Annotated in this window: 12 protein-coding genes and 1 pseudogene; 2 read left to right on the top strand and 11 right to left on the bottom strand. The window is 40.3% G+C overall.

Annotated features, from left to right (window positions below):
* Positions 1 to 242: 242 nt before the first annotated feature.
* The 3 genes from hpf to ODU34_RS04895 form a co-directional block, all read right to left on the bottom strand.
* Positions 243 to 785 carry a ribosome hibernation-promoting factor, HPF/YfiA family gene (hpf, locus tag ODU34_RS04885; RefSeq protein WP_014637536.1) on the bottom strand — a complete coding sequence of 181 codons (543 nt, stop codon included), beginning with the start codon at positions 783 to 785 and terminating at the stop codon, positions 243 to 245.
* Between the two features lie 76 nt (positions 786 to 861).
* Positions 862 to 1,527 carry a ComF family protein gene (locus ODU34_RS04890; protein ID WP_105178515.1) on the bottom strand — a complete coding sequence of 222 codons (666 nt, stop codon included), beginning with the start codon at positions 1,525 to 1,527 and terminating at the stop codon, positions 862 to 864.
* Positions 1,520 to 2,812 (bottom strand): DEAD/DEAH box helicase, encoded by a 1,293-nt coding sequence (locus ODU34_RS04895; RefSeq protein WP_105178514.1) that lies wholly within the window; start codon positions 2,810 to 2,812, stop codon positions 1,520 to 1,522. Before ODU34_RS04895 ends, ODU34_RS04890 begins: the two co-directional genes overlap by 8 nt.
* Before the next feature lie 56 nt (positions 2,813 to 2,868).
* Between ODU34_RS04895 and ODU34_RS04900 the strand changes: the two genes are divergently transcribed.
* The gene (locus ODU34_RS04900; RefSeq protein WP_169051001.1) at positions 2,869 to 3,501 is read left to right on the top strand and encodes a YigZ family protein; all 633 of its coding nucleotides are present in this window, start codon (positions 2,869 to 2,871) and stop codon (positions 3,499 to 3,501) included.
* Positions 3,502 to 3,590: 89 nt separating this feature from the next.
* Positions 3,591 to 4,517: a cysteine synthase A gene (gene cysK, locus ODU34_RS04905; protein ID WP_105178512.1), complete on the top strand. Its 927-nt coding sequence runs from the start codon at positions 3,591 to 3,593 to the stop codon at positions 4,515 to 4,517.
* 25 nt (positions 4,518 to 4,542) lie between these two features.
* Here the strand turns inward: cysK and ODU34_RS04910 are convergent, their stop codons facing one another.
* The 8 genes and pseudogenes from ODU34_RS04910 to ODU34_RS04945 all read right to left on the bottom strand — a co-directional run bounded on the left by ODU34_RS04910 (position 4,543) and on the right by ODU34_RS04945 (position 11,838).
* Positions 4,543 to 4,914: a S1 RNA-binding domain-containing protein gene (locus tag ODU34_RS04910; protein WP_105178511.1), complete on the bottom strand. Its 372-nt coding sequence runs from the start codon at positions 4,912 to 4,914 to the stop codon at positions 4,543 to 4,545.
* 1 nt (position 4,915) lies between these two features.
* Positions 4,916 to 6,316, bottom strand: a complete 1,401-nt coding sequence (locus ODU34_RS04915) for a bifunctional Cof-type HAD-IIB family hydrolase/peptidylprolyl isomerase (protein ID WP_105178510.1) — start codon at positions 6,314 to 6,316, stop codon at positions 4,916 to 4,918.
* A 49-nt stretch (positions 6,317 to 6,365) separates the two neighbouring features.
* Entirely contained in the window at positions 6,366 to 7,007 is a 642-nt protein-coding gene (locus ODU34_RS04920) for a response regulator transcription factor (RefSeq protein ID WP_002937025.1), read from the bottom strand.
* Positions 6,979 to 7,995 carry a sensor histidine kinase gene (locus tag ODU34_RS04925; protein WP_002937028.1) on the bottom strand — a complete coding sequence of 339 codons (1,017 nt, stop codon included), beginning with the start codon at positions 7,993 to 7,995 and terminating at the stop codon, positions 6,979 to 6,981. Before ODU34_RS04925 ends, ODU34_RS04920 begins: the two co-directional genes overlap by 29 nt.
* The gene (liaF, locus tag ODU34_RS04930; RefSeq protein WP_105178509.1) at positions 7,992 to 8,687 is read right to left on the bottom strand and encodes a cell wall-active antibiotics response protein LiaF; all 696 of its coding nucleotides are present in this window, start codon (positions 8,685 to 8,687) and stop codon (positions 7,992 to 7,994) included. Before liaF ends, ODU34_RS04925 begins: the two co-directional genes overlap by 4 nt.
* 419 nt (positions 8,688 to 9,106) lie before the next feature.
* Positions 9,107 to 9,595: a PASTA domain-containing protein gene (locus ODU34_RS04935; protein WP_371128166.1), complete on the bottom strand. Its 489-nt coding sequence runs from the start codon at positions 9,593 to 9,595 to the stop codon at positions 9,107 to 9,109.
* A 3-nt stretch (positions 9,596 to 9,598) separates the two neighbouring features.
* Positions 9,599 to 11,101: pseudogene (pknB, locus tag ODU34_RS04940) on the bottom strand (Stk1 family PASTA domain-containing Ser/Thr kinase); the annotation flags it as partial.
* The gene (locus ODU34_RS04945) at positions 11,101 to 11,838 is read right to left on the bottom strand and encodes a Stp1/IreP family PP2C-type Ser/Thr phosphatase (protein ID WP_004194145.1); all 738 of its coding nucleotides are present in this window, start codon (positions 11,836 to 11,838) and stop codon (positions 11,101 to 11,103) included. The pseudogene pknB and the gene ODU34_RS04945, both read right to left, overlap by 1 nt.
* Between the last annotated feature and the right edge of the window lie 8 nt (positions 11,839 to 11,846).

An 11,846-nucleotide genomic window follows, 5' to 3' on the forward strand; every position in this document is an offset into this window, starting at 1 on the left:
TGTCAACACTTTTTTGAAACTTTTTTTCGTTCCTCTGTTAACTAGTTGCTCAAGAGACAACTCATTTATTCTATCATCTTCTACTGGACTTGTCAACACTTTTTCGAAACTTTTTTTCATTCCGCTACTGACTAGCCCCTCAAGAGACAACTCATTTATTCTATCACGACTTACTATACATTGTCAACCGTTTTTTTGAAAATGATAAAACAGCTGCAAAAACTGCAACTGTTTTATTATCTTTATTGACGTACCTCTAGAAGACCCAAATCTCCATCTTCACGTCTATACAATACATTTGTTGTACCGTCATTGGCATCTGTATAGATAAAGAAATCATGTCCGAGCAACTCCAATTGGAGGACTGCTTCTTCCATATCCATTGGTTTCAAGTCTACTTGCTTAGTACGAACCACTTTTACTTCCTCACCTGTTTGCTCAACAAGTTCATCTGTAAAGACTTGACCAGTTGCCACTTTTTGACGATGTTTTCGTTCAATCTTGGTTTTGTTACGACGAATTTGGCGTTCAATCTTATCTACTACAAGATCGATAGAGCCATACATTTCTTGTGAAATATCTTCTGCGCGAAGTGTAACTGCTCCAACTGGAATTGTTACTTCTACTTTTGCGCGCTTGTCACGGTAAACTTTTAGATTTACTTTAGCATTCAACTCTTGTTCTTCATTGAAATATTTCTCAATCTTAGCCACTTTCTCTTCTACATAGGTGCGAAGTGCATCTGTAACTTCAAGGTTTTCTCCACGAATACTGAATTTAATCATATTAGTACCTCTTTCTTGGCTTTCGCCTTTCTTCACTATTATTATACCACATTATAGGAATATTGCAACCGTTTTCTTATCGTGTTAGTGAAAATGTTTTGATTTCTTTCCTACCAATTTTCATGAAAAGTTCTACAGCAAGTTGGATTGTGGCTCCTGTTGTGTATATATCGTCGAATAATAATATTTTTTCCGGCACTTCTTTTTCATCTAATAGATAGAACATCTGTTTTGCTTCTAGTCTCTCTGCTCGATTTTTAGACGATTGTTTTTGGCTTTCATACTTTCCAAGAAGGGATTGATAAGGAATATTTGTAGCATCCAAAAGTCCTTCCACTTGATTAAACCCACGTTCTGATAGTCGTTTTGGACTAATTGGTATGGGAACAATTGTGTAGTCAGGAAATTGGCGTAACGCTATTCTAAGCTTTTTAGCAAAAATGTTTCTTAAAACATAGTCTCCTTGAAATTTGTAGCGACTAAAATAATGTGCCATCGCTTGATTATATTGGTACAAAGCTGTGTGGACAACTGGTTTCCCTTGATTCTGCCAGTACTGACAATCCTTGCAACTTTCCGATTCTCCATTTTTATAACAATGTGGACAGTGTTGCTCTGCTATTTCCTCAAAAGTCGAAAAACATTCTTCACAGGTGCCCGATTTTTCTTTACTAAAGAAGATGAGATCTGAAAATCTTGTTTTATTTTTCATAGCTTGATCGCACAATAGACAATTAGACATAACCAGCCTCCTTGTTCATCTGTTTAATTTCAGCGATTGCCTTTTCAATGGCTCCTGTACTTCCTTCATGATAAAACTGGAGTAACCCAGTCGGACGTTCCATACTCCTGCCGACTCGGCCTGCAATCTGAACAAGACTTGACGCTGTGTAGAGGTAATGATTGGCTTGAACAACAAAGACGTCTACACATGGGAAGGTTACCCCACGTTCAAGAATAGTAGTCGATATTAAGACTGTGATTTCTCTCTTGCGAAACCCCTCAACGATTTCAAGGCGATTTTCTGTTTGACTGGATACAAAGTCAATTGTTTCTTCTGGGAATGTTTTTTTCATTATCTTGGTAAATTCTTGACCTTTGGAGATTTCAGGGACAAAAATGAGTAAGGGAAAGCCCGACTTTCTCTGTTCTTCAATCACTTTTTTCAACTTTGGAACTAGTCTATTTTTCTTTAGGGTATCATCGAATCTACTAAACCAGACTTTTTGCGGGACAACAAGCGGATTGCCATGAAAGCGCCTTGGCAAACTAAGACGGCTTAATTTGCCCGTTCTGACTTTTTTATCCAATTCATCTGTTGAAGTCGCCGTCAGAAAAACTTGAACACCGGCTTCCTTGACCGCATTGTCTGCTGCTCGATAGAGCATGGGATTATCTGCATAGGGAAAGGCGTCTACTTCATCAATCAAAACCAAATCAAAGGCCTGATAAAATTTTAATAACTGATGTGTGGTTGCTACAACTAATGGAGTTCGGAAATAGGGTTCAGACTCTCCATGTAGTAAACTAATTGGAACTGAAAAGTCATTTTGCAGTCGTTTATAGAGTTCGATACAAACATCGATTCGAGGACTGGCTAAGCAAACCGCTCCGCCTTTATCAATCACTGAGGCAACGGTGTGGTAAATCATTTCTGTCTTACCTGCTCCTGTTACTGCATGAACCAATGTCGCACGATTATTTTCCACGTTTGCAACTAGTCCATCTGAAATTCTTTGTTGCCAATCAGTTAGTTGACCTTTCCACTTTAAACACTTAGTGATTGGAAAATCTTTCTGAGGAAAATGATAGAGTTTTTCGTCCGACCGCACTCTGCCTAGAAGCAAGCAGGCTCGACAGTAATAAGCATCGTTTGGCAATTTGTTTTCTTCTTCAAAAGTTGTTCCACAGCGAAAGCAGTTATTCTTTTTTGTAATACTTGGCACTTTTTCTGCTATTTCTCTTTCTTTTGCTGTCAATTGGTATTTGGTAAATAATCTTCCATAATAATTTTCTAATTCTTTCATCGCTTATTTATTCGGAATTTCTTGTCAGTTTTAAAAAAAATTAGTACAATTTGGTTATGAAAGAATTTAAAACAATTAGAGAAGATGGTATTGTTGAAGAAGAAATTAAAAAGTCACGATTTATCTGCTTTATGAAACGAGTGACCAGCGAGGAGGAAGCTCGCGACTTTATCAACAAGATCAAGAAAGAACATTACAAGGCTACTCATAACTGCTCTGCTTTTGTCCTTGGAGAAAATATGGAAATCAAGCGTTCCTCAGATGATGGGGAGCCGTCTGGCACTGCTGGTGTGCCAATGCTGACGGTTTTAGAAAATCACGAACTGACCAATGTCGCAACGGTAGTTACCCGCTATTTTGGAGGTATCAAACTAGGGGCAGGCGGACTTATTCGTGCTTACGCTGGAGCCGTGGCTAATGCAGTCAAGGAAATCGGGGTTGTGGAAGTTAAGGAGCAGGAAGGGATTTCCATTAGCATGTCCTATGCCCAATACCAAGAGTTTGCCAATTGGCGAGCTGAGCAAGGTCTGGAAGAATTTGATACCCAGTTTACTACTGAAGTTTCAACCATGATTTTTGTCGATAAAGAATTCCTTGAACAAACATTAGCAAGTCTTACTGACTTTTACCACGGAAAAGTATTCGCGGAAAAAGCTAACTCTCGAATCATTGAGGTACCTGTCTATTAAAAAAAGCTATCGGCGAGATAGTTTTTTTATATTATCCCTTTTTGACTTTCTACTATATAATGTATAATAACATTATTTGGAGGTGCCATATGGCTATTTATCAAAACATTACTCAATTAGTTGGAAAAACACCTGTTATTAAACTCAATAATATCGTTCCAGAGGGGGCAGCGGAAGTCTATGTGAAATTAGAGGCCTTTAACCCAGGATCTTCTGTAAAAGACCGGATCGCCTTGGCTATGATTGAAGATGCTGAAAAGGCTGGTACCATCAAACCTGGAGATACTATTGTTGAGCCAACAAGTGGTAACACTGGTATCGGTCTTGCTTGGGTTGGGGCAGCAAAAGGTTATAAGGTGATTATCGTCATGCCTGAAACCATGAGTGTTGAACGTCGTAAGATTATCCAAGCTTATGGAGCTGAACTTGTCTTGACTCCTGGTAGCGAAGGGATGAAGGGGGCTATCGCCAAAGCAAAAGAGATTGCTGAAGAAAAAAATGGCTGGGTTCCTTTCCAGTTTGCTAATCCATCTAATCCAAAAGTTCACGAAGTTACAACAGGACAGGAAATTTTGGAAGACTTTGGAACAACTGGTTTAGATGCCTTTGTATCTGGCGTTGGTACTGGTGGTACCGTTTCAGGTGTTTCGCATGTTTTGAAGACAGCAAATCCAGATATTGCTATCTATGCTGTCGAAGCTGATGAATCAGCTGTCTTATCTGGTGAAGCACCTGGTCCGCACAAGATCCAAGGTATTTCGGCAGGTTTTATTCCAGATACTTTGGACACTAGCGCCTATGATGGCATTATTCGTGTCAAATCCGATGATGCCTTAGCTACAGGTCGTGCTATCGGTGGAAAAGAAGGATTCTTAGTTGGTATTTCTTCAGGTGCAGCAATTCACGCTGCTATCGAAGTCGCTAAGGAGTTGGGAACTGGAAAAAAAGTGTTGGCAATCTTGCCTGATAACGGAGAACGTTACTTGTCAACAGCTCTTTACGAGTTCAATGATTAAAAAGAAAGAAGGTTAGGAATGCATCCTATACCTTCTGTTCTTTGTGTTCTTTGAGATAGCCTTTAGCTTCCTCAATCCATTTCGGAAGTTGTTTTGCTAAAGGGGAAAAACCAATTTTATTCCGTTCATTTGTAAAACGATGATGACGCGGAATTTTTTGTTGTTCTTCTTCTAAGGTCCGGATTGATAAACTAGCCTTTTCAGTATATTCATCAAAGTCAACTACCTGTACCAAAACCTCTTGCCCCAATTTTAAATGATCATAAATATTATCAACAAAACCTGTTTTGATTTCCGAGATATGAATCAGGCCCGTCGTCCCATTCTCTAATTGTACAAAGGCTCCATACGGCTGAATGCCCGTTACCGTCCCCTTGAGTTTATCTCCGATTTTCATCTTAATCCTCTATTTCGATGGTCTCAATTACAACATCTTCATGTGGACGATCTGCTGAATCTGTTGCAACCGCTGCGATAGCATCCAAGACGACGAAGGATTCTTCATCAACTAGATGACCAAACACTGTGTGGCGTTGGTCTAGATGTGGTGTCCCGCCATTTTTGACATAGGCTTCTGCAACTTCTTTAGGCCAACCGCCTCGTTCTAATTCTTTCGCATTGTATGGGAAGTTTTGGTTTTGAACGATAAAGAATTGGCTTCCATTTGTATTTGGTCCTGCATTGGCCATAGACAAGGCTCCTCTGAGATTAAAAGCTTCCATTGAAAATTCATCTTCAAACGCAGTACCATAAATAGATTCACCACCCATGCCTGTTCCGGTTGGATCGCCACCTTGAATCATAAAGTCTTTGATAATACGATGGAAGATAATTCCGTCATAATAGCCATCTTTAGAAAGAGCTACGAAATTTGCTACAGTTTTGGGTGCAATTTCAGGGAAGAGTTTTACTGTTAACTTACCATGGTTAGTCTTGATATGCGCAACTGGCCCTGTAACATTTTCCAAATCTAATTGCGGGAAATATTTTTCTTTTTCTACCATACCTAATTTCTCCAAGGCATCAAAAATGCCATCTTCTTCTACTTTTTTTGTGATATAATCTGCATGCTTTTGCAGTTCTGGATGCGAATGCCCCATAGCGATACTAATTCCTGCATAATCGAATAACTCAATATCGTTGAGTCCATCTCCGAATACTAGGACATTTTCAGGTTTCAGGCCTAGTTTTTCAACAACCTTAGCAACACCAGTTGCTTTGGAAGAGCCTTTTAGCACAATGTCCGATGAAATAGCATCCCAGCGAACACTACGCAATTCCGCTTGCAACTCTTCTGGAAGTTCTACTTCGTGACCATCTTTCTCAAAAGTTAACAATTGATAGATGTCATTTTCTTTATAAAAAGTTGGGTTTGTTTCCAAACCTTCATAAATCAAGTCAATTACTTGACTAATGCGGTCAGTTCGTGCAGAAAGCGTCCCTTTTCGACTACCAAGCATACCATATTCTATTCCAATTTCTTTAGCCCAATTTAATACAGATTCTACTAAATTTTGGGGCATTGGCTGATGGTACACTACCTGACCTTTGGCATCTTCTACGTAGGATCCGTTAATCATAGCGAAAAAGTCTGGCTTTAAGGCCTTGATTTCTGGCACTAAACCATATGGCGTTCGTCCTGACGCAATTCCTGTCAAAATTCCCTTTTCTTTCAGTGATTTGAAAACCTGCTGAATTGATTCAGGAATGTAGCCTGTATTCTTCACACGTAGCGTGTCGTCAATGTCAAAAAAGACTATTTTTATTTTTTTTGCCTTATATCTGAGTTTTGCATCCATATAATTCCACTATCCTTTGGTTGAAAATTAACTAATTTTCATTATACCACTATTGGTCCTCTTGCGCCACCAAACCATGCTGGAAAGCATAAACAACTGCTTGAGTACGGTCGCTAACAGCTAGTTTGGATAAGATATTGGAAACATGGGTTTTTACAGTTTTTAAGGATATGAAGGACTCATCTGCAATTCGTTGATTATCATATCCCTTGGCTAACAGCGTCAAGATTTCGCGTTCACGAGCTGTCAAGTCATCATGTAAATCTGGGTGGCGTTTATGGTGCTCTACTTTTTTCTCTACTTCTGTCTCAATAGCATATTCTCCAAGAGCTACCTTGCGGATGGCTGCTAAGATTTCGTCAGCACTTGACGTTTTCAACATATAGCCACGAGCTCCTGCTTCCAGCACAGGATAGATTTTTTCATTATCTAGGTAGGAGGTCAGGATGACAATCTGCGCTTGCGGCCATTCCTTCAGCAAGGCCAGGGTTGCTTCTACGCCAGTCATCTTGGGCATAACCAAGTCCATCACTACAACATCGGGTTTAACCTCTAATGCTTTAGCCAAACCTTCCTCGCCATCACTAGCTTCTGCAACTACTTCAACATCTGGCTGTAAATTTAAGTAACTTTTCAATCCTAGACGAACCATCTCATGGTCGTCAACCAGCATCACTCGAATCGTATTCATCTTCTTTTCCTTTCAATAGTGGGATACGAATATCGATCGCCACTCCCTTATTTGGGGCTGTGCGAATTTTTATCGTTCCAGCCATGTCTTCAACCCGCTCACGTATGTTTTGAAGACCGTAACTTAATTCATCATCTGCACCTTGTTGGAAGCCGATACCATCGTCTGTCATTTTCAACTGCAGTTCTGTTTCCTTCTGCAAGAGGTAAACATCCAAATGCTTGGCCTTGGCATGTCGCAAGGTATTACTGATAATTTCTTGCGCAATGCGGAAGAGATGTTCTTCAATTAGTTTCGGTAGCTCCTCTACTTCATGTTGGAAATGAACGATAATATTACTTTTGTCGCTAACTTCACGCAAAATCAGCTCAAATCCTTCAACCAAGGTTTTACTTTCAAGTTCACTTGGGCGTAGATGTAATAATAGGATGCGTAGATCTCTTTGGGCAGACTCAATCATGTCTTTCACGAGCATCAGCTGTTCCTGCAAGGTTTCCTGCGGAAGAGTGGATAGATTGGACGATAATCCTGACAAAATCATGCTCGTTGCAAATAACTCTTGACTAACCGTATCATGCAAATCCCTGGCAATCCGTTTCCGTTCTCCCTCAACAATCTCTTCTTTCTTGACTAAATCTTGATTGTCAACCAGCTGCACCTGACGTGTGAGGTTTCTGACCTTATCAGACAACTGGAGCAAGAGTTGATCACTTTCGGTGTCTGTTCGAATGCTTTTATTCTTCAAGATAGCTTGTAACTTCGTCCGCATAACCTGGGTGGAGGCTAGGCTGACAGTTTGTACCATTACAGCTAGAAAAAGAGTTAAAACAATAACTAGTAGAATGAGAGTAAACACGAGCTGCTCCGTTGAAATCCAGAGCGTAACATCTAGCAATGAATAATTTAAAAGTGGGAGGGTGGAAGCAATCACCACAAAAACAATAAGACAGGCAAACCAGGCGAGGAGTAGGTAGGTACGTTTTCTCATACGCGAACCACCTCCACATCTCCCAGTATATTGTTTGTAACGACTTTTACACGTTTGTGTGATTCTTGATAATCGGGACTATTGACCACTATACTTTCATTCCGCAAATCCCAGTATGATTCACCCAGGAAACTTACTCGTCCATAGATACTAGTTGCTGACAGTGCAACCTCAACATCAATTGGAACAATAATTTTTGTCCGTCCAAACGTTTTACGAATTACAACAATATTATCTCTGCCAACTAATACAGTCTTATCCAAATCAACTACATCATTGCCAAACAAGCGTACAATGTTAATATCTTCAAAACCAAACCTATCTTGAGAGTGGTCGTGGTTGCCAAACCATCTATTTTTCTCTTTTTGAACCTGTAGAGAATAGTCACTAAAAACAATGTGGGTATATTGGTTTCTCTTTTCATAACGTGAAAAGAAATTAATCAGCATGTAGACGACTAGTAGCATAATCCCAATAATGAAGAAGGGATTTAAAACAAAGACCAAAAATAATAGAGATAAGGAGCTGACCAGTAAAACACTGTTGACTTTTCTTCCTAGGAAGTACCAAATGATGAGTAATAAGGCAGAGAAAAGTAGCAGGGTCCGACTGGCCTCATTGGCTACCACATCAAAGGCTGCCATCGTAAAAATCATACTTTCTATTAGTAGAAAAAATTGAACTTTCCGCATCTTCTCCATCCTTTCTATACTATTGTAACAAAAAATAAGTAAAAGAACTCCATCCAAAGTAGGAAATATAGGACTGACTGATATATAGTTTTAGTTTACTTTTAGTTCAAAGCAAGTTGATGAAGTAATCAAAGAGAAACTAAAGGGCTATAAAACTAAATATTGTCTATACTATCAAATAATACTCAATGAAAATCAAAAGTAGCCTAGGAAACGAAGTCGAAGATAGAACTGGAGTTCATCAAGTCAAGTTGACAACGGATAATTTTGATTTTCGAAGAGTATAAATGAGCTTTAATCTGATCTAGCATGACCTTCCCCCTTCTATTTTTAGTGTAACATAAAAAACTAACCTACCACAAAATATGATAGGTTAGTTAGCTTAACGACATTGGGCATCTACCCAACCTTATTCATCTTTATTGTCCGCTATCTGTTGAAGTACTTGTGCTTGTGGAACTTCCTGTTGAAGAATCGCTACTGGTTCTGGTTGATGCAACGGAGACATACAAGGTAACTGTTCCATCAATTGTTGCTCCAGCAGCAGGATATTGTCCAATGACAATATCACTTGTCGTTGAATAATAACTTCTATCTTCTTGTTTTTCAATATTTTCCGCATTGACACCCAAGGCTTGTAATTGACTACGCGCCTGTGAATAGGTGTAATTGCGAGATGTTAAATCAGGCATAATCAACTCTTTTCCTTTTGAAATAACTAGATTGATGATAGAACCTTTTGCCAATTCTGTATTGGCAACGGGATCTGTACTGATAACCTGACCCGCAGTAACAGATGAGCTATATTCCTGAGTAATGGTTCCAACACTGAATCCTGCTGTCTGAAGAACTTGAGTAGCATTCTCCTGACTTTTTCCAACAACGTTTGGAACAACTTGTGGCGCCACTCCTTTGGAAACGTAAAGGGTAATTTTTGCCCCCTTCTCAGCAGAACTATTTGCTTCTGGATCTGTTTTGATGACGAGTCCTTGGGCAACTTTTTCGCTATATTCTTCTTTTATTGTCACTTGGAAACCAAGAGCCTCCAATTCCTGCCGTGCAGTATCAGACTCCTTATCCACCACATCTGGAATAGATGACAGCGCAGCCGTTGCTACTACAATATCAATCTTACTCCCTTGACGTCTGGTCGTCTTTGCAGCCGGAGAGGTTCGTATTACCAAGCCTTCATCTACAGTTGCGGTCGCTTCTTCTGTGATGTTTCCGACTTCCAATCCTGCTACTTCAATCATTTCTGTAGCTTTTTCAACGGTTTGACCAGACACATCAGGGACGGTAACTGTCCGTGGAGTGTTGAAAAACATGAGTCCAACCGCTATGACTGTTAACAAAATAGCTCCTATCAAGACTTTATAGCGTGTACGCATCCCCGGTCTTGGTTTTGAAACAGGCTTATTCCCTGAGTTCGCCACTTCTTTCTTACCAGACCCCTTATCCGTCGCAGAAACTTGAGCAGAACTGTTTGTATGCGGTACTTTCGTTTCAACATTGGCCTGGGAGAGTTTTGGCAAGGTTTTTGTATCAACCTTGTTCCCTTCTAGTTCAACCCTGGGTTCATTCCGACGATCCATGGATAGAGCCGAAGCTAAATCTGCGTACATTTCTGCAACCGACTTATAGCGCTCGTTTAATTTTTTAGCCGTTGCTTTTAGTACAACATTTTCTAAGGCCTGAGGTACGTTGGCATTCTCTTCTCTAACAGATGGGAGAGGTTTTTGAAAATGCTGAAGAGCGATCGTCACAGCACTATCTCCATCATAGGGAATGCGACCCGTCAACATTTCAAAAAGGATGATTCCCATCGCATAAATGTCACTTTGAATGGTCGCTTTCGAACCACGCGCCTGCTCAGGTGAAAGATAGTGAACAGAACCCAACATGGAGTTGGTTTGTGTCAAACTCGTTTCAGCAAAGGCAACTGCAATACCAAAGTCTGTTACTTTAGCGACTCCATTGGAAGTCAAAAGGACGTTCTGAGGTTTCAAATCTCGATGGACAATTCCTCTCGTGTGCGCCATTCGCATAGCAAGGAGAATCTGTCCCATAATTCGCACCGCAACATCGTTGGAGAGTGGTGCATTTTCTTTTATATAACGTTTTAAATCGAGGCCATTGACATATTCCATAGCCAGATACTGTTGACCATCTTCTTCGCCGATGTCCGAAATACGAACGATATTGGGATGGTCAAGTTCTGCCATGGCACGCGCTTCACGTTGAAAACGCTGGATAGCAATTTGATCTGTCTGATAGTTGGTCCGAAGAACTTTAACGGCAACCTCTTCTCCATCTAAAATCAAATCTCTTGCTAGGTAAACATCTGCCATACCGCCTCGACCAATTTGCCGAACGATTCGATACCGACCGGCAAAGATCTTACCGATTTGAATCATTACCTAGCCTCCTCCGTAATGTGAAGCAAACCTACTGTAATATTATCTAGACCGCCTGCATTATTGGCAAAACGTACAAGTGTTTCTACCTTGCTTTCAATTGAAACATCACTCAATACAATATCACGAATGTCCTCGGTTGGTACCATATTGGTTAAGCCATCGCTGTTAATAAGGACATAATCTCCAACCTCAAGAGTTTTCAAAGCAATGTCTGGTTCAATTGGTTCGGCTTGTCCGATGGACTGCGTTACAATATTTTTTTGAGGATGACGCTGTGCTTCTTCTTCTGTGAGCTGACCAGCTCGAACAAGGGCACCTACCAGCGAATGGTCGTTGGTTAGACGTGTATATTCGCCATCTCTAATCAATCCAACTCGTGAATCTCCGACATGGGCATAGATCATTTGGTTGTCGATGACAACAACTGCTTCAAGAGTTGTTCCCATCCCCTTGTATTCTTCTGTCTGTCCAAGTTCATGAATCTTTTGGTTTTCAGCGTCAATGATTGCAACCATCCATTCACGGACATCATTTAAGGTCACTAATTGAGTATCAACCCAAGCAGCTCCCAAATCTGTTGCTGCCATTTCACTAGCAATATGGCCGGCACGGTGACCACCCATTCCATCAGCTAATACGACCAAATCAATCCCTGCACGGTTTTTGTAGCGATTGATATAGTCTTGGTTGTTCGAACGTTTCTGTCCTACATCAGTAAGTAATGCAATTTCCATAATTTTTA

Origin of the sequence: Streptococcus sp. 2018WUSS126 (assembly GCF_044427425.1) — a bacterium.
Taxonomy (GTDB): domain Bacteria; phylum Bacillota; class Bacilli; order Lactobacillales; family Streptococcaceae; genus Streptococcus; species Streptococcus hashimotonensis.

Coding starts and splice junctions, on each gene's coding strand:
- hpf (WP_014637536.1), bottom strand. CDS start 785: ATGATTAAATTCAGTATTCGTGGAGAAAACCTTGAAGTTACAGATGCA.
- ODU34_RS04890 (WP_105178515.1), bottom strand. CDS start 1,527: ATGTCTAATTGTCTATTGTGCGATCAAGCTATGAAAAATAAAACAAGA.
- ODU34_RS04895 (WP_105178514.1), bottom strand. CDS start 2,812: ATGAAAGAATTAGAAAATTATTATGGAAGATTATTTACCAAATACCAA.
- ODU34_RS04900 (WP_169051001.1), top strand. CDS start 2,869: ATGAAAGAATTTAAAACAATTAGAGAAGATGGTATTGTTGAAGAAGAA.
- cysK (WP_105178512.1), top strand. CDS start 3,591: ATGGCTATTTATCAAAACATTACTCAATTAGTTGGAAAAACACCTGTT.
- ODU34_RS04910 (WP_105178511.1), bottom strand. CDS start 4,914: ATGAAAATCGGAGATAAACTCAAGGGGACGGTAACGGGCATTCAGCCG.
- ODU34_RS04915 (WP_105178510.1), bottom strand. CDS start 6,316: ATGGATGCAAAACTCAGATATAAGGCAAAAAAAATAAAAATAGTCTTT.
- ODU34_RS04920 (WP_002937025.1), bottom strand. CDS start 7,007: ATGAATACGATTCGAGTGATGCTGGTTGACGACCATGAGATGGTTCGT.
- ODU34_RS04925 (WP_002937028.1), bottom strand. CDS start 7,995: ATGAGAAAACGTACCTACCTACTCCTCGCCTGGTTTGCCTGTCTTATT.
- liaF (WP_105178509.1), bottom strand. CDS start 8,687: ATGCGGAAAGTTCAATTTTTTCTACTAATAGAAAGTATGATTTTTACG.
- ODU34_RS04945 (WP_004194145.1), bottom strand. CDS start 11,838: ATGGAAATTGCATTACTTACTGATGTAGGACAGAAACGTTCGAACAAC.